At 52.9% G+C, this 21652-nt stretch carries 16 protein-coding genes and 2 rRNA genes; 11 read left to right on the top strand and 7 right to left on the bottom strand.

Going from position 1 to position 21652, the window contains the following annotated elements; translation table 11 throughout:
• The 7 genes from mazG (at position 1) to ACZ51B_RS19750 (ending at position 6703) form a co-directional block, all read left to right on the top strand.
• Positions 1-960, top strand: coding sequence for a nucleoside triphosphate pyrophosphohydrolase (gene mazG, locus ACZ51B_RS19780; RefSeq protein WP_464295068.1), 960 nt, complete (start codon positions 1-3; stop codon positions 958-960).
• Between the two features lie 29 nt (positions 961-989).
• A complete protein-coding gene (locus tag ACZ51B_RS19775; protein WP_464295067.1) occupies positions 990-1856 on the top strand; it encodes a S1/P1 nuclease in 867 nt (288 codons plus the stop codon).
• Between the two features lie 120 nt (positions 1857-1976).
• Entirely contained in the window at positions 1977-3458 is a 1482-nt protein-coding gene (locus ACZ51B_RS19770; RefSeq protein WP_464295066.1) for a flagellin N-terminal helical domain-containing protein, read from the top strand.
• 107 nt (positions 3459-3565) lie between these two features.
• A complete protein-coding gene (locus ACZ51B_RS19765; RefSeq protein WP_464295065.1) occupies positions 3566-4351 on the top strand; it encodes a ParA family protein in 786 nt (261 codons plus the stop codon).
• Complete coding sequence (locus ACZ51B_RS19760) at positions 4336-5175, top strand: ParB/RepB/Spo0J family partition protein (RefSeq protein WP_464295064.1); 840 nt, start codon at positions 4336-4338, stop codon at positions 5173-5175. Before ACZ51B_RS19765 ends, ACZ51B_RS19760 begins: the two co-directional genes overlap by 16 nt.
• Positions 5176-5189: 14 nt before the next feature.
• Entirely contained in the window at positions 5190-5786 is a 597-nt protein-coding gene (locus tag ACZ51B_RS19755; RefSeq protein WP_464295063.1) for a GNAT family N-acetyltransferase, read from the top strand.
• Entirely contained in the window at positions 5783-6703 is a 921-nt protein-coding gene (locus ACZ51B_RS19750) for a nitrilase-related carbon-nitrogen hydrolase (RefSeq protein WP_464295062.1), read from the top strand. The genes ACZ51B_RS19755 and ACZ51B_RS19750 overlap by 4 nt, the downstream gene beginning before the upstream one ends.
• Positions 6704-6710: 7 nt before the next feature.
• On the opposite strand, the gene secD is transcribed toward ACZ51B_RS19750, so the two are convergent.
• The 3 genes from secD to ACZ51B_RS19735 form a co-directional block, all read right to left on the bottom strand.
• A complete protein-coding gene (gene secD / locus ACZ51B_RS19745) occupies positions 6711-9203 on the bottom strand; it encodes a protein translocase subunit SecD (RefSeq protein ID WP_464295061.1) in 2493 nt (830 codons plus the stop codon).
• Between the two features lie 177 nt (positions 9204-9380).
• The gene (locus tag ACZ51B_RS19740; RefSeq protein WP_464295060.1) at positions 9381-10370 is read right to left on the bottom strand and encodes a sugar phosphate isomerase/epimerase family protein; all 990 of its coding nucleotides are present in this window, start codon (positions 10368-10370) and stop codon (positions 9381-9383) included.
• A 104-nt stretch (positions 10371-10474) separates the two neighbouring features.
• Positions 10475-10945: a redoxin domain-containing protein gene (locus ACZ51B_RS19735; protein WP_464295059.1), complete on the bottom strand. Its 471-nt coding sequence runs from the start codon at positions 10943-10945 to the stop codon at positions 10475-10477.
• 18 nt (positions 10946-10963) lie between these two features.
• On the opposite strand from ACZ51B_RS19735, the gene ACZ51B_RS19730 reads away from it, so the two are divergent.
• Together ACZ51B_RS19730 and ACZ51B_RS19725 are read left to right on the top strand one after the other, a co-directional pair.
• Positions 10964-11437, top strand: coding sequence for an SRPBCC family protein (locus tag ACZ51B_RS19730; RefSeq protein ID WP_464295058.1), 474 nt, complete (start codon positions 10964-10966; stop codon positions 11435-11437).
• A gap of 9 nt (positions 11438-11446) precedes the next feature.
• On the top strand, positions 11447-12331 hold the full coding sequence (locus tag ACZ51B_RS19725; RefSeq protein WP_464295057.1) for an ROK family protein: 885 nt from the start codon (positions 11447-11449) through the stop codon (positions 12329-12331).
• Positions 12332-12432: 101 nt separating this feature from the next.
• Here the strand turns inward: ACZ51B_RS19725 and rrf are convergent.
• The 4 genes from rrf to ACZ51B_RS19705 all read right to left on the bottom strand — a co-directional run bounded on the left by rrf (position 12433) and on the right by ACZ51B_RS19705 (position 17319).
• Positions 12433-12549, bottom strand: a 5S ribosomal RNA gene (gene rrf / locus ACZ51B_RS19720).
• A 79-nt stretch (positions 12550-12628) separates the two neighbouring features.
• Positions 12629-15573 (bottom strand): 23S ribosomal RNA (locus tag ACZ51B_RS19715).
• Positions 15574-15908: 335 nt separating this feature from the next.
• Positions 15909-16385 (bottom strand): DinB family protein, encoded by a 477-nt coding sequence (locus ACZ51B_RS19710; protein WP_464295056.1) that lies wholly within the window; start codon positions 16383-16385, stop codon positions 15909-15911.
• A 4-nt stretch (positions 16386-16389) separates the two neighbouring features.
• Positions 16390-17319, bottom strand: a complete 930-nt coding sequence (locus tag ACZ51B_RS19705) for a hypothetical protein (RefSeq protein ID WP_464295055.1) — start codon at positions 17317-17319, stop codon at positions 16390-16392.
• 100 nt (positions 17320-17419) lie between these two features.
• Between ACZ51B_RS19705 and mnmE the strand changes: the two genes are divergently transcribed.
• The gene (mnmE, locus tag ACZ51B_RS19700; protein WP_464295054.1) at positions 17420-18724 is read left to right on the top strand and encodes a tRNA uridine-5-carboxymethylaminomethyl(34) synthesis GTPase MnmE; all 1305 of its coding nucleotides are present in this window, start codon (positions 17420-17422) and stop codon (positions 18722-18724) included.
• Between the two features lie 88 nt (positions 18725-18812).
• Entirely contained in the window at positions 18813-21413 is a 2601-nt protein-coding gene (clpB, locus tag ACZ51B_RS19695; RefSeq protein ID WP_464295053.1) for an ATP-dependent chaperone ClpB, read from the top strand.
• Positions 21414-21652: the final 239 nt, after the last annotated feature.

Here is a 21652-nt window from a genome sequence, read left to right as displayed (position 1 = left end):
TTGCCCACCGTCTTCACTTTCGGCGCGAAAGAGTTAATCAAAGGTCTCCCGGCTCACATAGGGCCGGGTCCCTTCTACCACTCAGACTCAAAACACCCTTCCTATCAGCGCCTTAAATCAAAAGGACTAGAAGTTCTTCCCCTCGAAGACGGACAACTGCCCAACGACTCCATACTCCTCATCCCCGACTCTACAACGACGCCTCTCAACGAGTTAGCCTACATCGTGGACCGCCTCCTCGGACCAGGCGGCTGCCCCTGGGACCAAGAGCAAACCCACGAATCCCTCAAAAAATACCTACTTGAAGAAGCCTATGAAGTGCTCGATGCCATCGACCAGAACGACATGGCCCTCCTGCGCGAAGAGCTAGGCGACCTCCTCCTCCAACCCGTACTCCACGCGCAAATGGAGAAGCTGGCCGGCAACTTCGATATCGACGACGTTGCGCGAGAAATAGTCGACAAGCTAGTCCGTCGTCACCCTCACGTGTTCGGAGATGTCGAGGCTAATGACACCGAAACCGTCCTCAAAAACTGGGACGCAATCAAGAAGACAGAAAAGGGTGAGGCTCCCCGCTCCATTCTTGCAGGTGTTCCTAAAGGAATGGCCTCGCTCCTCAGAGCCCACGAAGTCAGCAAACGAGCCGCAAGAATCGGCTTTGAATGGCCCACCATCCAAGCCGTCTTCGAGAAAATGGATGAAGAGGTCATGGAGCTCCTCGAAGCCCTGGAATCAGAAAACCAGACGAACATCGAAGCAGAACTCGGCGATCTACTCTTCACCATCGTCAACATAGCCCGCTGGGCCAAAGTCGAGCCCGAAGAGGCCCTCCGGAAGATGCTCAATCGATTCACAGCCCGTTTTGGCGAGATGGAAGCTCTGAGCTCCAAACCACTCACCGAGCTGAGCGCAGATGAGTGGGACTCACTTTGGAACCAAGCGAAAAATAATGTCGGTTAACGAATTATTAAGCTAGGTAGGCTTCCAATATGTTCCGTTACGCAAAATCGATGGTGTGCGCGGGAGCGCTTATCCTCTCTGGCATGGCGTCCGCATGGGTCGATACCGGACACATGGTAGTCGCCGCCATAGCCAAAAGCAATCTCAAACCCGAAGTGCTTGCAGAAGCCGAAAGGCTCCTTAAAATAGGCGGCACCGCAAAGACCTCCGATTTTATTACCGCTGCATGTTGGGCAGACGATATCCGAAGCGAACGTAAAGAAACCGGCCCATGGCACTACATCGATTACCACTTCCGAAGCGACGGTAAACCAACCTCCAACGGACCCGATGCCGAAAACGCCGTAGTCGCCATCAACAAAATGAAGGCGATTCTTGGAGACAAAACCAAACCAGACGCAGAACGGGCGGACGCATTACGATTCCTCCTCCACTTCGTTGGCGATATCCATCAACCTCTCCACGGCACCGCTCGTGACACTGACGAGTTTCCAGATGGCGATAAGGGAGGCAACCTATTCAAAATCCTCCCCCCAGAAGAGCTTAAAGAGAGCGCTCGTCCACCAAAAAATCTCCATGCACTTTGGGACCTAGGCGGCGGACTGTTCCCTTATCATAAGCGACCTCTCGACGAAGAAAATCTTAAAGCAGTGCTCAACCAAGCCAAAGAGATCGCAACGGCAAATCCACGCTCCAGCTTTGCTACTGTTCAAAACGACTCACCAGATGCCTGGGCAAAGGAGAGTTTTGAAATCAGCAAATCGCTTGTATACAACCTAAAAGAGCAAACTGTACCGAGCACAGACTACATAGCAAAGACAAAAGCGGCTTGCCAGAAGCGAGTGGCGATGGCTGGTTATCGGCTCGCAGACCTCCTAAATCAGGTCATAAAGTAAAAATATTGTGAGAATCGTAGGCCTAACCTAAAGTTGTTCCATAGGGAACCGACACTTTTCACATGGAATTGAATAGTTTTTGAAAAAACTTTTTGATCCAATGGAAACGGAGCTAACAAGGTGAGCTTGCGAATTAACACAAATCTGCCGGCAATGACGGCTTTAAGAAATCTGGGAAACACGAGCAACAGTCTTTCCCAGAGTATCCAACGCCTCAGTACGGGGCTTAGGATTAACTCCGCAGCGGATGATCCTGCGGGCCTTATCATCAGCGAGGGCATGCGCTCTCAGCTGAAAGGTATCGGCCAGGCAATCTCCAACTCTCAGGACGCCATCAACATGTCGAAGACGGCTGAAGGCGCCCTAAACGAGGCTCAAACGCTACTCACGAACATGCGAGCAATCGCTGTTCACGCAGCGAACACCGCGGTGGTGGATTCGGCACAGCTTCAAGCTGACCAGAACACCATCTCATCCTCAATTCAGTCGATCAACCGAATCGCGACAACGACATCCTGGGGTTCCAGAAAACTCCTAGATGGTACAGCAGGCGTAACAGCGAATTTGACGGATGCGACCGACCTTTCAGGTGCCTACTTCGGCAGCACCTTTGCAGGTCTGCAAATCGCAAACGGTCCGATCACAATCGCTCGAACAACCGCCGCGACTCAAACCAGTCTCACAACCAACCGGAACTTTACGGCAACTTCAAGCACAGTTCCTGCGGGTTCTGTCGTGATCAACGGCTACACTTTCAACTCAGATGGTGTGAGCACCACGGTTCAAAGTCTGGTCGACCAAATCAACCAACAATCGGCGAACACCGGCGTCTCAGCAACGACTGTTACAAGTGGAAGCAACGTCAACATCAAGTTGACGGCAAATGAGTTCGGCTCCCAGTTCCCGGTCAACTTCTTCGACGCAGGCAACGTACTGAACAGCGTCCCGAACCCTGCACCAACAGTGGCAGGAGTTGATGCGGTGGCTTCCATCACGGCAACGGTAAACGCAGCCGGCGGAGGTACAACCACCGCAACAGTCAACTTCACAGGCGGTCAAGGTCCAAAGACTTCAGGCCTCAAGTTGACGGACACAAGCGGCAACGTAATCACGCTCACCCCCCCAGGCAACGCTAGCACAGGTCTAGCCAGTGCCACAGGTGTCGGTGTAATCACAGCAGGGAATGTACGGTTCCAAATCGGCGCAAACTCCGATCAGTCCGTCACCTACGCCATGCCAGACACACGAGCATCTAGCCTCGGTACGGCAGCCATCGTTGGACAGAACCTCTCAACCATCGACGTCACCACGCTCACAGGAGCTCAGCATGCGATCGATATCATCGATAATGCGATCCAACAGCTCAGCACTCTTCGTGGAAACCTAGGTTCCTTCCAATCGAACTTCCTTGAGTCAAACGTGCGGTCCCTCGGAGTTGCTAACGAGAACCTCACTGCCTCAGAAAGCCAAATCCGCGACGTCGATGTCGCCGAAGAAATGACGAAGTACAGTAAGACGCAAATCCTACAACAGAGCGGCATGGCAGTCCTTGCACAAGCAAACCAGTTGCCACAGCAAGTTCTGCAACTTCTCAAAGGCTAATTAGACACCACCTTGTAAGCACGGCCGTTCAACAAAGTTGAACGGCCGTTTCTTTGTTAAGAGCCAATCTGCATCATCACCGAGCCTCCATGCTCCATAATGATTGGGTGCCAATCTGGGGTGTCGTGAACCAAAAAGGGGGCGTTGGGAAAACGACCACCGCTGTCAATCTAGCCGCCGGGCTAGCTTTGAGGGGACAGCGCACGTTAGTCATAGACTGCGACCCACAAGGCAACGCCACAACCGGCCTGGGGGTAGATAAACACGCCGCCGAATCCACTCTCTACGAAGTCCTAGTAGACGCTGTAGACAACCCAGAGAATCCTAGCGCTATCCACAAAGCCATCGTGGAAGTGGCCCCAAACCTCTTCGCAGTACCAGCCACGTTAGACCTAGCTGGTGCCGAGCCAATCCTCCTCAACGCAGTCGGCAAAGAACTGATTCTCCGAGACGCACTCCAGCCCATCGCGGATCAATTCGACTGGATCATCTTGGATGCCCCACCCTCCCTGGGCCTCCTCACCATCAATATCCTAGCCGCCGCCGATGGCGTACTCGTTCCGATGCAGTGCGAATTTTACGCACTCGAAGGACTCAGCCAACTCCTCAAAACTGTCGAGGTAGTCCGACGTCGTATCAACCCAAGTATCAAGATCGCCAAAGTGCTTCTCACCATGTTCGACTCGCGCAACCGCCTCACACAGCAGGTCACCGAAGAAGTCATGGACTACTTCGGCGACAAAGTTTCAAAAGTCGTCATTCCGCGCAACGTCCGCCTCAGCGAGGCACCAAGCTTCGGAGAAGCCGCAGTTGTCCGCTTCCCCTCCTCCAAAGGGGCCAGCGCATACACAGAATTTGTAGATGAGGTTATGAACCAATGCGTCGCGCTCTAGGAAAAGGTCTCTCACAACTCATTGCCGAGCAGTTTGACGCAAGCCCCACAGAGGCGTCGGTGAACGACATCGTTCCCAACCAACGCCAACCTAGAACCGTCTTCGATGACACAACACTCAGAGAACTGGCCGCAAGCATCACCGAGTTCGGCGTGCTCCAGCCACTCATCGTTCGCCCAATATCCGAGGGCAAATACGAGCTCATCGCAGGCGAGCGACGTCTCCGTGCATCCAAGTTGGCCGGCCTAGATAAAGTCCCGATCATCCTCCGCTCCTCAGACAACCAGAGCTCTTTAGAGCTCGCCCTGATCGAGAACATCCAGCGCGAAGACATCAACGCCATGGAATGCGCAAGGGCCTACCGCAAACTCATCGACGAGTTCGACATGACCCAAGAACAGGTCGCAGATAGGGTTGGAAAAAGCCGCACATCCATCGCCAACACAATCCGCCTCCTCCGCCTCCCGAAACGCATTCAAGAGGGAATCGACGCCGGTCGCATCACCGAGGGTCACGCAAGAGCGCTCCTCGCTTTCGACAACGAAGCTCAGCAGCTCGCGATGTACGACCAGATCTTAGACAAGGGACTTACCGTCCGCGAGATCGAAAAGATCTCAAAGCCAAGCCACAAAGCCCAACCCAAACCCGCCAAGACCCACACCCACTCCGATCCAAACATGGGAGCCCTCGAAGAAGCGCTCAGCACCTTCCTCGGCACCCCAGTAAAGATCCAACCCGGCGAAGTGGGTGGTAAGCTGAACATCGAATACTACTCAGACGAAGACCTACAACGAATCCTTGAGGTGCTAGGTTTCAGCCTGTGATCTCGATAAGGTTGATGCAGTCCGAAGATCTGGATGCGGCCGTCGCCCTACAGTCGTTGGCCTTCCCCCCACCGTTTTCGCCTGACCTGCTGTGGGACCGCAGCCACCTGCAAACCCACATCACAAAATTCCCCAAGGGACAACTGGTCGCCGTCAAGGACAACGAAATCGTGGGAACTTGCAGCAACACGCTCATCTCGGAAGAGCGTTGGCAAGCACATCAAAACTGGGTCCAAACGGTCGGCGGCCCCAACATCGAATCCTTTGACCCAAACGGTACAACACTCTACGGACTCGATATCACAGTCCACCCAAATGCACGCAAGCAGGGCATCGGAAGGATGTTCTACAACGCAAGGTACAAACTCGTGACCGAATTGAATCTAACCCGATACGGCACCGGCTGCCGACTTCCAGGTTATCGAAGTTGGACAGAACGAACACGTGGTTCAGCCGACGACTACGCCAAGGCCGTAGCTTCCCAACGCGAGCAAGATAGAGTCCTCACACCACTTTTACGCTACTCACTTTCCCTTTTGGAAGTAATCCCAAACTATATGGAAGACGAAGAGTCACTCGACAACGCCGCCCTCCTGGAGTGGCGCCCATGAGCGTGATCCGCGTAGCCTCAGTCGCCTGGAAACTCCGGCACGTGAGGGGAGACAGCGACTATTTCGGTCACTTCTACGACCTCGTCAATGAGGCCTATCACGAAGGTGCCAAGGTCGTCGTATTTCCAGAACTCCACGTTCTAGAACTCCTTCCACTAGCCTCAGATCTCTATGCAGAAGACGCCGCCAAATTCCTGGTCCAGTTCAGCGATGCCATCGAAGATTGGATCCAGCGAATCAGCACGTCCAGCGACATGATCATCATCGGCGGCAGCCACTTCCGTTACGACGGCGAAGAAATCAAGAACGTGTGCACCATCGGGATACCTGGAGCAGACGTGGTCTTCGCAGAGAAAAACAATCTCACGGTGTACGAACGGGACGTCTGGAAACTCGCGAACGGCCAGGGTCTATCTCTACTCCCCAAACACCTCGGCGTAACCATCTGTTACGACAGCGAATTCCCACCAGCAGGCAAGGCACTCGCCGAAGCCGGAATGCAAATCCAATGCGTCCCTAGCTGGACCGAGACACAGCGTGGATTCCAACGAGTTCGGTGGAGTTGCCTAGCCCGCGCCATTGAACACCAACACTACGTGGTACACGCCGCCCTAGTGGGAGACCTCGGCCGAGAGCCAGTCCCCAGCACCTACGGTAGCAGCGCAATCATCGCCCCCAGCGTAGAACCCTTCCCCGTCCACTCAATTCTCAGAGAAACGCCACTCAACGAGGAAGGAGTAATCGTAGCCGATCTCGACCTAGAACTCCTCCGCGAAGCCCGCACAGTAGGCGAAGTCCAGAACTGGCTAGACCGAGACAGCGGCGATTGGGAAGTAAGAGACCACTCAAAGATCGTAAAACGAGAAAGTCCCGCCTCAGACGAGGACGGGACCAACTCAAACGGCGAACTCAACTAGACGACGGTCAGTCGTCTAGGTTGATTCCCTTCTTAGGATCATTCGCTCGTCGTCTCACCTGACCGTAGGTTCTGCCAGAGGCACCAACCACAGTCGGCTCCGCAGCCTGCGTCCCAATGATGCGACTTCGCTCAAGCTCCGCTCGAGCCATGCCCACCAACGTAGCCCCTTCACCCTGTTTCTCGCCAATCTTCTTATCCCACAGATAAAGAATCGGGGAAGCATTGTAGATAGAGGAGTAGGTTCCCGAGAGGATACCAATCAACATCGCAACAACGAAGAACGTGAGATCAGGGGTGGCCGTTCCAAAGAACGCCAGAATCGCCAGAGTCACGATAACCGTAGCCGAAGTGTTGATCGATCGAGCAAACGACTGAGTGATCGATCGGTTGACAAGGTTTCCAAAATCCTCACCCTTATTAGGCTTATGCAGGTTCTCACGGATACGGTCAAAGATAACAATCGTATCGTGAACCGAGAAACCAATGATGGTGAGCATCGCGGTGAGGAACAAGGCACTCACTTCCCAACCTCGAAGGAAACCAACGATCGCAGCGCTTCCGAACACCACAAGCACGTCGTGCAAAAGCGCACCTACAGCCGAAACTCCAAACCGCAAACCAGCTTTGAATCCACCGACGCCGATACCAAACCGGAACGCCAGATAGATAACAATCATGGCCGAGCTTCCCAAAACACCGTACAAGGCGTTTCGCTGAGTCTCCGCCTGCACAGCAGGTCCAATCTGCGTGAAGCCTCGACTATCCGCAGCGTTCAGACCAGCGGCCTTAGCAATCAGGGCGGTGCTTTCAGAATCGGTCTTACCCTTAAGCTCTGGAAGAGGAGGAAGCGTGATGTACGCTACCTTCTGCCCGTTAGACTGGGCAAGCTTAACGTTTCCACCCTTCAGTCCGTTCTTCTCAAGCGCAGCCGTTAGATCCGGACCCGACACGGTTGAAGACCCAATAGAATAAACAGCCTCATACCCACCCTGGAACTCAACGTTCAGCTTAAAGCCCTTCAAAGGTGGCAAGAAGAATGGAATCGAAACAACCATCGAAATGATGGAGATCAAGAACCACTTCTTAGAGTTGTTAACGATCTGGAGTGGCTTCGTATCGGCGCTGGCTTCCAAGTTCTTTCCGAACCAGTTTCGATCCAAGGCGTACCACTTCGGATCAGTAACCATCCCGGAGCCAATAAAGAACATCAACAGCGAGCGAGTAACCACAACCGCGGTAAAGAGCGAAATCAACACGCCGATGATCAGCGTTGTGGCAAAGCCCTTAACAGGTCCAGTTCCGAAGTTCGCCAACACCAAAGAAGTGATAATCGTACAGGCGTTGGAGTCAACAATAGCCGGAAGCGCACGCTTAAAGCCAAGCTCGATGGCAGTCGCCAAAGACTTGCCGCTCTTAACCTCTTCCTTGAACCGTTCGAACACAAGAATATTCGCGTCGACAGCCATACCCACGGACAAGATAAAGCCTGCGATACCGGCAAGAGAGAACGTGGCTTTGCTCAGCTTCAACATCGTAAGCGCAAACAGCACGTACAACATCAAAGCGAGGAAGGCAATAAATCCTGGGAAGGCGTAGTAAACGATCAGGAACAGCGAAATGATGCCGAAGCTAGCGATGCCAGCCACGATCATCTTCTGGAAAGCTTCCCCACCAATCGTAGCGTCAACCTTCTCACTGCTGAGCAGCTTCAAGTTAACCGGCAAGGAACCTGACTTTAAGGTGCTCGTCAGGTCAGCAACATAACCGTCTGGGAAGGTTCCTGTAATCTGAGCGTTGTCGCTCAAGACCTGACCATCCTGCACGCGGGCAATACTCAGAACTTTGCCATCGAGAACGGAAGCCAAGTACTCACCCTGGTTGTAATGGGTCGTACTCCATCGCTTCATCTTCTCAGCACCCTCAGGTGAGAACTTCAGAAGGGGAATAAAGCCAGTGGCTGAGTTATAAGGCTGAGCATCGACAAGCTCCTCACCAGCAAGAATCGGTTCGCCCCACGCCTTGATAATAGACGCATATTCCGGGTCTCCGAACTTAATGGGTTTGCTGTCGCCAAATCGCTTCCTAAACTCAACTGCAACTACTTTGGAAGACTTCGAATCAGACGGAAGATAAGGCCGATTCTGATCCTTGTCCGTGGCAACATTGCTAGCCCAGTAGAACTCAACACGGGCGCTGGTTCCCATTGTTTCAAGCGCTTTGTCTACGTCTTGGAAACCTGGCAGCTCCACATTTATTTCGTCGTCACCTTTTGCTGTGATGACCGGCTCAGCAACGCCAAGCGGTCCACTTGCACGTTCAGTAAGAACGGTGACAAGTCGACCTTGAATCTCCTTCATCCGCTCAAGAGTGAATGTCTTCGCCTTGACCGGATCCTCAGGCTTCTGCATTTGGTAGGTAAACCGAATGCCACCGCTGATGTCCAAGCCCTTACGAATAGGGAGCTTTTGATAGCCGATGCCTGAAAGCACACCGAGCACTATTACTACGATAAGAAAAAGGTAACTCTTTGATCGCAACGTCGCAACGCCTCCTGACACTGACGGTCAGATCAAAGGAGTATACCGACACATCCTCTGTTAAGGTGCTCACCAGCACAAACACGAAGGCCCCTGAGTTCAAAATGAACCCAAGGGCCTTCGTATTCAGGTGTCAAATCACTCTTTTGCCCAGAACATCGTGCCAGCTTCCTCGCTGATGACAGACTCCTTAAGCACACTCAGCGCCTTTCGAAGCCCCTCAAGGCTGTTCATCAACCCATCTTCGTGCTCAATACTCAACACGTAGTCGTACCCAACCATGCGCAAGTTACTGCAGAAGTCCTTCCACCAGTCCAGCCCATGACCGTAACCCACAGACCTGAACACCCACGATCGCGCGTTAATGTCGCCGTACGACTTGGTATCGAGATTTCCGTTCTTACCACTGTTCTCAGCATCAATCCGAGTGTCCTTCGCATGGACGTGATACAGAGCGCCTTCTTTGCCAAGCTCTCGCACAGCTGCGATTGGATCAATTCCCTGCCACCAAAGATGTGAAGGATCAAAGTTCGCACCAATGGTGTCTCCCACCGCGTTCCTCAACTTCAACAGAGTATCGTTCGAATAGCAAACAAAGCCCGGATGCATCTCAATGGCAAACTTGACGTTGTTCTCTTTAAGAAGCTTCGACTGCTCTTTCCAGTAAGGAATTACAATCTCATTCCACTGATAAGTGAGAATGTCCCGATACTCATCAGGCCAAGCACAAGTCACCCAGTTCGGCTGAACCGCATTCGGATTGTCGCCAGGGCATCCACTGAAGCCATTTACGCAAGGAATCCCAAGCGCGCCCGCCAACTTAACACTATTCACAAAAGCGCGATGATGGTCCTCCGCGATCTTTTTATCTGGGTGAATGGGGTTACCATGGCAAGAAATCGCTGAGATCATAAGACCGCGGCTCTCCACGTCCTTCATCAACTTATCCCTGGCTTCCTTGCTACCAATCAGCTTCTCAACTTCTTCATGAGAGCCACCGAGGTGGGAAGAACCTGGATAGGCACCAGCGCCGAACTCAACAGCCTGAATACCCTCTGCCTTAATGATGTCAAGCGCTTCCTCGCGCGACTTATCGCCGAACAACGCTGTAAAGATGCCAATTTTCATCCTGTTATTACCTGTGCTCCGAGTGTTTACGGACGCATTATAGTTCAACTGCGAACAACAAAAAAGGAGTGGCGCCGCATTCCAACGGCGCCACGCTCAAAGACTTAGTTAAGACCAGCGATCGCTTCTGAGATAGCAGCGAAATTAGGCTGCTCAAGCGTCGGAGCAACTTCGGAATAGCGGATCACGCCTTCCTTGTCAATCACAAAAGAAGCTCGTGCTGGCGCAGGACCAAGGCCAACCAGGTCAGGGAGTACAGCCTCGTAGCTCGTCGCCACTTCGTGCTTGTAGTCGCTAAGCAATGGAACGCTGATCCCACTAGCTTTCGCCCACGCATCGAGCGCAAATGGAGTGTCGAAAGAAACGCCATAAACCTTGGCACCTTTCAAATCATGGACTCCGTTGCTTGTGTCACAGAGCTCGGCAGTGCAAACGTGCGTAAAAGCGGCTGGGAAGAAAAGAAGCACAACGTTATCTTTTCCGGCGTGCTGAGACAGCGAGATGTCAACGAGTCCGTCGGCGGACATGGACTTCAAGGTGAAGTCAGGAGCTTTAGTTCCTACAGCTAATGGCATTGCACATGAGTTTTACCTGTGGTAGCGTGCATTGTGCCAACCATCACCATTCACACACTTATCGAAGCCAGTCCCGAAATCTGCTTCGACCTCGCACGTGATGTGGATGCACATACACGCTCCGCATCGAAAACAAAAGAGCGAGTGATATCCGTCTCCAACCTCCGACTTCTCGAATTAGGCGACGAGGTCACCTTCGAAGCCAACCACTTTGGACTCAAGCTCCGCCTCACTTCGAAGATCACCGAATACGAACGCCCAACCATGTTTGTAGACCGAATGATAAAAGGCACCTTCCAAAGTCTCATTCATCACCATGCGTTCCAAGCTACAGAGACGGGCACACTCATGGTCGACACCTTCACCTTCACTTCCCCATTCGGCTTCATCGGAACACTTGTGAACCACCTGATTCTCACACGATATATGGAGACCTTCTTAAAGAACCGTGCGCAAGAATTGAAACGCATGGCTGAAGAACATTCACAATAGAAGGTCGTAATGAAACCACTTTGGGGAATTGACCTTGGGGGAACGAAGATCGAAGGAGTCATCCTTCCAGACGCAACTTCAACCCAACCGATCTGCCGCCTCCGCGTCCCGACCGGTGCTGCCAATGGATACGATCACATCATCGGCCAGATCTCCGCTCTCCTCGATGAAATGACCCAAGAAACCGGCCTCAAACCCGAGACGGTCGGAATGGGAACTCCAGGAACGCTCGATCCAGCACATGGTGTGATGAAAAACTCCAACACCACAGCACTCAACGGCCGAAAATTCCAGGAAGACCTAGAGAAAAGCCTCGGGATCAAATTCAAGTTAGCCAATGATGCCAACTGCTTCGCACTCGCGGAAGCAACCCTAGGAAGCGCGAAAGGCTTCCCCACCGTCTTCGGCGTCATCATGGGTACCGGCGTAGGTGGCGGCCTGGTTGTCGAGGGCAAGGTTCTCAACGGCGGACAGGGAATCGCAGGAGAATGGGGACACAACCTCCTAGACCCAAATGGCGTCCAGTGCTACTGTGGCAAGATAGGCTGCGTCGAAACCGTCCTCAGCGGACCATCCATCGAGCGATACTATCTCAACCTAACAGGCACCAAACTCAGCCTCAAAGAGATCGTTGCCAAGCAAGATGAAGCAACAGCTACAACGCTCTCCTACGTGACCCAACAGTTCGGACAAGCCTTAAGTGTTGTCATTAACATCTTCGATCCACACGCAGTAGTAATCGGTGGAGGGGTCGGCAACTTGGATGTACTCTATTCGACAGGAGTAGACGAACTCAAGAAATACGTATTCAATACTGGCCTAACTACCCCAATACTTCAACCAATTTTAGGGGATAGCGCAGGCGTCTTCGGCGCAACCATGCTCACGGCCTAGCGGTTTGTTCCTCCCACTTGACCAGGGAGGAACCCCAAAACCGACCCATTTAAAACAAGAAAAGCTCCAATTTCTTGGAGCTTTCACTTGTATAAATATTAACCGGGCAACGTACATATCTGGCGGGACCCTGCGGACCAACTACTTCCGTCGCTGAAGAGCTTAACTGCCGTGTTCGGGATGGGAACGGGTGTGACCTCTTCGCTAATGTCACCCGGAAACCTTCAAGCGCTTTGAGCGCTTTGAAAGTTGCACTTTGTCTAACTAGAATCTTGCATCTGCACTTGATAAAACGAGAGTTTTAAGCCGCTCGACCAATTAGTATCGCTCACCTTAATGTATTGCTACACTCACAGCTGCGACCTATCAAACCGGTAGTCTTCCGGGGGTCTTACTCTTTCGAAGGGAAATCTAATCTTGAGGTGTGCTTGGCGCTTAGATGCTTTCAGCGCTTATCACGGCCCGACGTGGCTACCCAGCGTATGCTCCTGGCGGAACAACTGGTACACCGGAGGTCGGTTCGCTCCGGTCCTCTCGTACTAAGAGCGACTCCTCTCAAATTTCCTACGTGCGCAGTGGATAGGGACCGAACTGGCTCACGCCGTTCTGAACCCAGCTCGCGTGCCGCTTTAATCCGTGAACTCCGGAACCCTTGGGACCGTGTACAGCCCCAGGATGCGACGAGCCGACATCGAGGTGCCAAACCATGCCGTCGCTGTGAGCGCTCGGGCAAGATCAGCCTGTTATCCCCGGGGTAGCTTATATCCGATGAACCCTGGCGTGCCCACGCACCACCAGAGGGTCACTTAGCTCGACTTTCGTCCCTGCTCGACCTGTGTGTCTCGCAGTCAATCGCACTGTATACCTATACGCTCAACGGCTGATTTCCAACCAGCCTGAGTGCAACTTTAGGCGCCTCCGTTACATTTTGGGAGGCGACCGCCCCAGTCAAACTACCCGCCTGTAAATGTCTCGTTTCCCGATCAGGGAAACGGTTAGTATCCCAGATGTAGAAGGGTGGTGTTCCATTGGTGCCGAAGCTCCCACCTACGCTCTACATCCACACCCGAAATACAATCACAAGGTGTAGTAAAGCTCCACGGGGTCTTTCCGTCCTACTGCGCATAACCCGCATCTTCACGGGTGCTACAATTTCACCGAGCTTCTCGTTGAGACAGTTCCCAAGTCGTTACGCCTTTCATGCGGGTCGGTATTTAGCCGACAAGGAATTTCGCTACCTTAGGACCGTTAGAGTTACGGCCGCCATTCACCAGGGCTTAACTTCAATGCTTCACTTGCGCTGACATCTCCGCGTAACCTACTGGCATTGGGCAGGCGTCAGCCCCTATACCTCGGCTTTCGCCTTAGCAGAGACCTGTGTTTTTGGTAAACAGTCGCCTGGGATGCTTCGCTGCGGCCCCTTGCGGGGCGCCCCTTATCCCGAAGTTACGGGGCCCATTTGCCTAGTTCCTTAACGAGAGTTCTCTCGAACCCCTTAGTCTCCTCGACTCACCTACCTGTGTCGGTTTGCAGTACGGTCAGATATATGGTATTGCTGTGGGGCTTTTCTCGACCCTTGTCAGTCCAAGTTCAGTTGCTCCGAAGAGCGTCTTTCCCCGTCTTCAACCTTTATGCTTCCCTCTCAGGAAGCCCAGTCTAAGACTAGCCCGGAACTACCAACAGTCCGGGATTGGACATTCAAAAGCGTCCTCCCATTGCCCATACACTGGGTCCAGAATTTCGACTGGATATCCATCGGCTACGCCTTCTGGCCTCACCTTAGGGACCGCCTAACCTCCGTCTGACGAACATAGCCGGAGAAACCTTAGGTTTTCGGGGCACAGGATTCTCACCTGTGTAATCGCTACTCATGCCTGCATTCTCACTTGTGTGCGCTCCACCTGTGCTTCCGCTCAAGCTTCACTGCTGCACACAACGCTCCCCTACCCATTGTATAAATACAATGCCGGAGCTTCGGGGGTGGACTTTAGCCCCCTTACATTATCCGCGCAAGATCACATTCGGCCAGTAAGCTGTTACGCACTTTTTAAAGGGTGGCTGCTTCCAAGCCAACCTCCTGGCTGTTTACGCGATCTCACATCGTTTCACACTTAGTCCACGCTTAGGGCCCTTAGCTGTCGGTCTGGGTTATTTCCCTTTTGACGACGGATCTTATCACTCGCCGTCTCACTGCCTCGCTTATTCAATGGTATTCGGAGTTTGGTTGGGTTCGGTAAGCCGGTAAGCCCCCTAGCCCATTCAGTGCTCTACCCCCAAAGAACAACGCGAAACGCTGCACCTAAATGCATTTCGGGGAGAACCAGCTATCTCTGCGTTCGATTGGCATTTCACCGGACTAACCACAGTTCATCCCGAGACTTTTCAACGTCAATGAGTTCGGGCCTCCATGGTGTGTTACCACCACTTCACCCTGACCATGGCTAGATCACGCAGTTTCGGGTCTGCTAATGCTGACTTGACGCCCTATTCGGACTCGGTTTCCCTCCGCCTCCGTGGCTAAACCACTTAAGCTTGCCAACACTAACAACTCGCAGGCTCATTCTGCAAAAGGTACGCCATCACACTTGATCAGATTACTCTGAACATGGTGCTCTGACTGTTTGTGGGCGACGCGGTTTCAGGTTCTATTTCACTCCCTTAACCAGGGTTCTTTTCACCTTTCCCTCACGGTACTGGATGCACTATCGGTGATAAGTTGTGTTTAGCCTTATCCAGTGGTCTGGACAGATTCACACGGGGTTCCTCGTGCTCCGTGCTACTCGGGTACCACTTGAATCTGATGGATGTTTACATGTACGGGGCTATCACCCTCTATGGCTGGACTTTCCAATCCTATTCCATTAACTCCATCAGTACCCGTTTCTACCAACCTCGAACAGAATCTCAAGGACTCTATTCGAGGGGGATGGTAGTAGTGGCCCCACAACCCTGACTGGCAAGCCAATCAGTTTAGGCTCTTCCGATTTCGCTCGCCGCTACTTACGGAATCTCATTCGATTTCTTTTCCTCTGGTTACTTAGATGTTTCAGTTCACCAGGTTCCCTCCACACCCACTATGTATTCATGGATGGGTGACTAAGCATTACCCTAGCCGGGTTTCCCCATTCGGACATCTCAGGATCAACACTTCTGTGCAGCTCCCCTGAGCATTTCGCTGCTTACGCGTCCTTCTTCGGCAACTTATCCCTAGGCATTCACCACGCGCCCTCTTAAGCTTAAAACTTCTCGCTTTATCGAGTGCTCGATGCAATTTTCTAGTTAAACTCTATGCAACTGTCAAAGTTCTCACTTCGCTGGCCAACACCGCTTTTCTTCAGTTCGTCTGTCTTTCTTTCGAACCGCTCTTCAGCGCTGCCGACCTCAATATGATACCGCCAGAGGACCTACATGTCAACCCTGCGTTAAGTTTTTCCTCAAAACAGGCCGAGAACGGCTTCTTTGAAGCAAATAACCTCAATGCAACGTCTTTCTATATCCCCAGGCTCCTGAAGCAACACCCCGAGTTCCAGGCGGCGAAGACTTCCTCGAAGTAATCCCGCCCTTCCCCGTGTTGTGATCAATGCATTTCTCGGTCACCCAGCATCAACTGAATCTGGTTGATCTGGCCCAAGTGATAGGTCATGTTCCACGCATGCATGCTTAAAACATCTGCCATTGTTGCTGTCATTCCACCACCAAACGGTAGATACAGCTCCCGCTCCAGCATCTCATCACTCACCGCAGAGATCGCTTGGCACAAGTCCGATGTCGATGTTCGGGCGGCCTCAATGCACTTTTCAACCGTGTCATAGCTCTTCCGCAACTGCTCAGCCTCGCGCCGAGCGTGCTGGTCAAAGTCAGGAACCTTCCCCTCTCTCACCATAGGCAAAAACCACCGACCGCCGCTAGCGATCTCCTGCATCTGGCTCAAAGTGGAGCGAACATCCCCCATCGGGGACCATTCAACTTTGTCACTCGGCACAGCCTGAGCAGCGCGGCATATGTCTTCAAGCGCCTTTTGCGTTTGCCGAACTACTTGATCTTGATATCGCATTGCGCTAGTTTAGCGAGGATTTCTCCGCTTTGCGCTTGATCTCCCCAAGAACACTTTCATGAACTTCATGAACAATCTTATCAGTCCACAAATTCCAGTACCACGCGGGCCCCATCCGGTAGTGATAACACGAGGTTCCACGCAACAAAGTCCACCCTCCCGGTTGAGGAATAAACTCAAACTGACCCCATTCACATTCATAGTTCCCATTCAAGTGGTTTGCCTTAACATCGTGAAATGGGTTCATTTCCTTCATGCTTGCAGGCGTATTCAACACCGCAAACCTGAACAATCGAGGAGACTCATCAACCGTAACCGTCTCAAACATGTCACCCGTAGTGAGCCGGCAAACACGGGCTGAGGGCCCCAACATCTCCGCTCGATACGGGTGAGCGACACCCAGCCGAAAGAGCCAAAACCCACTCTCCGGAATGGCCCTCAGCTCACGAACCATCGGCCAAATCCTAGCCGAATCAGCATGGATCAACACTTCCGTAGACACAATACGCGTCTCTTGCGGCACCGGAGTCACTCGCTGAAAAGAGAGAAAAGCGACAGGGACAATCCACACAAAACCGAAAGCCCCACCTCCGCCCCTTGAGCGCAGGGTATGTCCAATATAGGCGCCGCCGATGGCAAGAGGCACCACAAGAGGGATTGCCATAACGATGCAAACAACACCCTCCGCTCCGAAACACAAGAGCCCCAACCCACTCATCCCAACACTCAAAATGCTTGTCGTGATGTAATGCCTACCCTGGTGAAGTGGTTCTGGCTTTAGAAAAATTGAAGCGAGATAACCCTGGAAGAGCGGCAAACCCAAAAACAGCAAATAGCCATAGGCAAACCGCCCGCTCTTGTCAAATACGACAAGACCAAGAAGAACACCAATTCCAGCGGTGATAATCGCAGCAGCCAATGCGGCACCGAGCATGCGCCAAACTGATATCGTCGAACTCTCAGAAGCTTCCTCCCACCTGTAATTCACAAACCAATCTTATCATTGTTTCAGAACAATCTGAAAGTTAAATAACATGATTTCTTCGCAAACGGACACAATCGTCGCACCCATTAGCGGTACGCCGCCCAGCGGGGTGGCCGTCGTGAGGCTAAGCGGACCAGATGCCTATCGCATTGCCAGCTCAGTGTTCACGCCCTGGCCAGCGCAAGTTGAACCTAGAAAGGCAATCTACGGAAACTTCTCCCACGGTGACGATGGCCTACTGCTCCCCTTCCCTAGCGGCCAAAGCTTCACCGGAGACGAAACCGTCGAAATGTCCATCCATGGCTCTCAAGCATCCATCCAAGGACTCCTAACAGCCTGCCTAAAGGAAGGTGCCCGCATGGCCAAAGCAGGAGAGTTCACGCAGCGCGCCTTTCTAAACGGTCGCCTCGACCTCACCCAAGCGGAAGCCGTCGCCGATCTGATCGACGCCCAAACCGAACTTCAGTTAAAAGCCGCAACCCGCATTCGGGAAGGCGCCCTGGGACTAAAAATCCGCGACCTCATCGAGCAAACCCTCAAACTGATGGCCTACGTAGACGCCCATACAGACTTCAGTGAGGAACTAGGCGATCTCGACCACACCTGGCTCGAATCCGAATCCCAGCGGCTCCACCAAGAAACCTCTTCCCTTCTCAAAAATGGCCGATCCGCCGCCATCAACCGCAAAGGACTACGCATCGCAATCATTGGTCAACCCAATGCAGGCAAATCCTCTCTGCTTAACGCACTGCTAGGTTCAGATAGAGCAATCGTCACAGAAATCCCAGGCACAACACGCGACTACGTCGAAGAGTCAGCAGACTTCGACGGAGTCAAAGTAGTCCTCATAGACACAGCCGGACTCAGAGAAACCTCAGACCCCATCGAGTCCATCGGTGTCCAAAGAAGTCGAGCCATCGCCGCCAACGCTGATCGAATTTGGTACGTGTACGACGCCACAATAGGCTGGACCAACCTCGATCAACAGATCCTAGAGACTTTCAACTCACCCGTCCAAATACTCGCAAACAAAGCAGAGCTCTCCGCCCCCACAGCCGGAACGCCCGTCTCAGCCAAAACAGGTGCAGGCCTCAAGGAACTGGTTTCAGAGATCGCGCGTCACGCACGTAACAGTCTAGAGACCCCATATCTCAACGACCGCCAAGACCCACTCGTGGAACGAGCGGCAAACACATTCGCAGATTTAAACCTCCAATGCAAAGCCCTCGCACCCGAAGACCTACTGGCAGTCCTATTGCAAGATGCTCTCTTTTCCCTGCGCGAAGTAATCGGCGAGGAACCTGGAGAAGACATGATCACTGAAATTTTCAGCCGATTCTGTATCGGCAAATAAAATCTCAAATCAATTGAAACCAAATAGATGGATAATGCGTTGATATAACCATACGCACTTCACTTGAGCGTGAAGGACTCACATCAATATGAGATTCGAAAAACTAACCGTTAAGGCACAAGAAGTATTCCAAGAAGCCCAAGGGCTGGCGGTTAAATACCACCACTCCAGCGTCGAAGTTGAGCATCTGCTGTTCGCGGCTCTCATCCAAAACGAAGGCGTCGTTCGACCTCTTCTCCAAAAAATCGGCACAGATCCTGCACTCCTCGAAGCACAAATCCGCAAGGAGCTCGATCAAGCACCCAAGGTAGAGGGAGCCGCTTCCTACGGTTCAACCATCTCCGGACGACTTCAGAAAGTCTTCAACGAGTCGTTCTCAATCGCAGACAAGATGCAGGATGAGTACGTCTCCAACGAGCACTTCCTCATCGCCCTCACCGAAGACCAAGGCCCAGCCGGAAAGATCCTTCGCTCAATGGGTGTCAGTAAGTCAAGCGTGGAAGCAGCCATCGAATCAGTCCGGGGCGGTCGAAAAATCACCGACCCTAACGCTGAAGATCGCTACCAAGCCCTCGAAAAATACGGCATCGACCTAACCGCAAAGGCACGCGAAGGCAAACTCGACCCCGTCATCGGTCGAGACGAAGAAATCCGCCGAATCATCCAAGTCCTAAACCGACGCACCAAAAACAACCCCGTTCTCATCGGCGAACCCGGCGTCGGAAAGACCGCCGTAGTAGAAGGACTTGCCCAAAGAATCGTAAGCGGCGACGTGCCAGACAGCCTCCGAGATAAATCGGTCATCTCATTAGATCTCGGCTCACTCGTTGCTGGAGCCAAGTTCCGAGGTGACTTTGAAGAGCGACTAAAAGCCGTCCTCGACGAAATCAAGAAGTCCGACGGACGAATCATCCTCTTCATCGATGAACTCCATACACTAGTCGGTGCCGGACGAGCAGAAGGCTCCATGGACGCCGCCAACATGTTGAAACCCATGCTGGCACGCGGCGAACTCCGCTGCGTGGGAGCCACCACACTCAACGAATATCGAAAGTACATCGAGAAAGATGCTGCCCTAGAGCGCCGATTCCAAACCGTGCTCGTGGATGAACCAAGCGTCGAAGAAGCCATCTCAATTCTCCGCGGTCTCAAAAGACGCTATGAAATCCACCACGGCGTCCGAATAACAGACTCCGCCATCGTTGCCGCAGCCACGCTCTCCTCACGCTACATCACAGATCGATTCCTTCCCGACAAGGCCATCGACCTCATGGACGAAGCAGCCTCGCGCCTCAAGATAGAAATCGACAGCGTCCCTGCCGAGATCGACGAAGTCGAACGCCAAATGGTCCAACTAGAGATCGATCGCGAGGCTCTCAAGAAAGAAACCGACGCCGCAAGCATCGAGCGTCTCAACGCAACCGAACGCAAGCTGGCCGAACTCAGCGAGGAATCCAGCGGACTAAGAGCCATCTGGCAGCGAGAAAAAGACCAGATCGAGCGAGTCCGGGCTCACAAGTCGGAACTCGACTCCCTCGCAGCACAGCTAGAAACAGCCCAACGCGAAGCAGACTGGGCGAGAGCCGCCGAGATCCAGCACGGCAAAATGCCGCTCATCAAGAAAGCTCTGGAAGCTGAAACCAAGGAACTAGAAGAGATCCAACAAACCAGCAAGATGCTGAAAGAAGAGGTCGATAGCGAGGACATCGCTGAGGTCGTCGCCAAGTGGACAGGAATCCCCGTAAGCAGACTGCTACAAGGCGAACTCCAAAAACTCCTCGCCATGGAAGAGTATCTGGAAGCCCGAGTCGTCGGCCAGTCAGAAGCGCTCCAACATGTATCCGACGCAGTCCGCCGCTCCCGTTCCGGCCTCAGCGATCCAAACCGCCCCATGGGCTCCTTCATGTTCCTCGGCCCAACAGGTGTTGGAAAGACGGAGACGGCGAAGGCACTCGCAGAGTTCTTGTTCAACGACGAGAAAGCCCTCATCCGAATCGACATGAGTGAGTACAGCGAAAAGCACTCAGTCGCCCGCCTCATCGGAGCGCCTCCAGGATATGTAGGCTACGACGAGGGTGGTCAGCTGACGGAAGCCGTGCGGCGCAAGCCATACAGCGTCATCCTCCTAGACGAAGTCGAAAAAGCCCACAACGAGATCTTCAACGTTCTCCTACAAGTGCTCGACGACGGACGCCTTACGGACGGTCAGGGACGAGTGGTCGACTTCCGAAACACCATTATCATCCTCACTTCAAACCTAGGTTCCCACCACTATGGCGACCCAGTCACAGAAACCAACTTCGAAAACACAAAGAAGCTTGTGCTCGATGAGGTCCGGATGGCCTTCCGCCCCGAGTTCATCAACCGTCTGGATGACCTAATCGTCTTCCATTCGCTCGGCGTAAACGAGATCAAACGCATCGTACAGATCCAGGTCCAACAGCTAACAGCACGACTAGCCGAACGGCGAATTGAGCTCACCCTGACCGAGGAAGCCATGCGCGAGGTTGCAACTGTCGGATTCGACCCTGTCTACGGGGCACGCCCCCTCAAGCGCGCCATCCAGTCAGAGATCATGAATCCGCTTGCCCAATCCATTCTCCGAGGCGACGTCCGAGACGGACAAAAGGTCGTCGTGGACTACCGAGAAGGCAGCTTCGTGTTCAGCCCATCCGAAGTCAATGCCTAAACCAACCCATGAGGACGTAGCATCTGCTACGTCCTCATGCTATTTTCACCTGACTGTTGTGAACTAACTGACGAGTTGATTCGTCGCTCCCTTAACAGTACATTCCTTCTCATAGGGCAGTTTTTTTGTGGTGAACTGCCTGGGAAAAAGTCCATCCAAACCGATTCGGAAAGAATGACCTAGTGCAACTCTAAAAACTAGGCGACAATTGGAACTGTGGCCAATTTCTTAACGAAGAA

It is taken from the genome of Fimbriimonas sp. LA-C6 (assembly GCF_055398105.1).
This window is presented reverse-complemented; position numbering and strand designations above follow the sequence as displayed.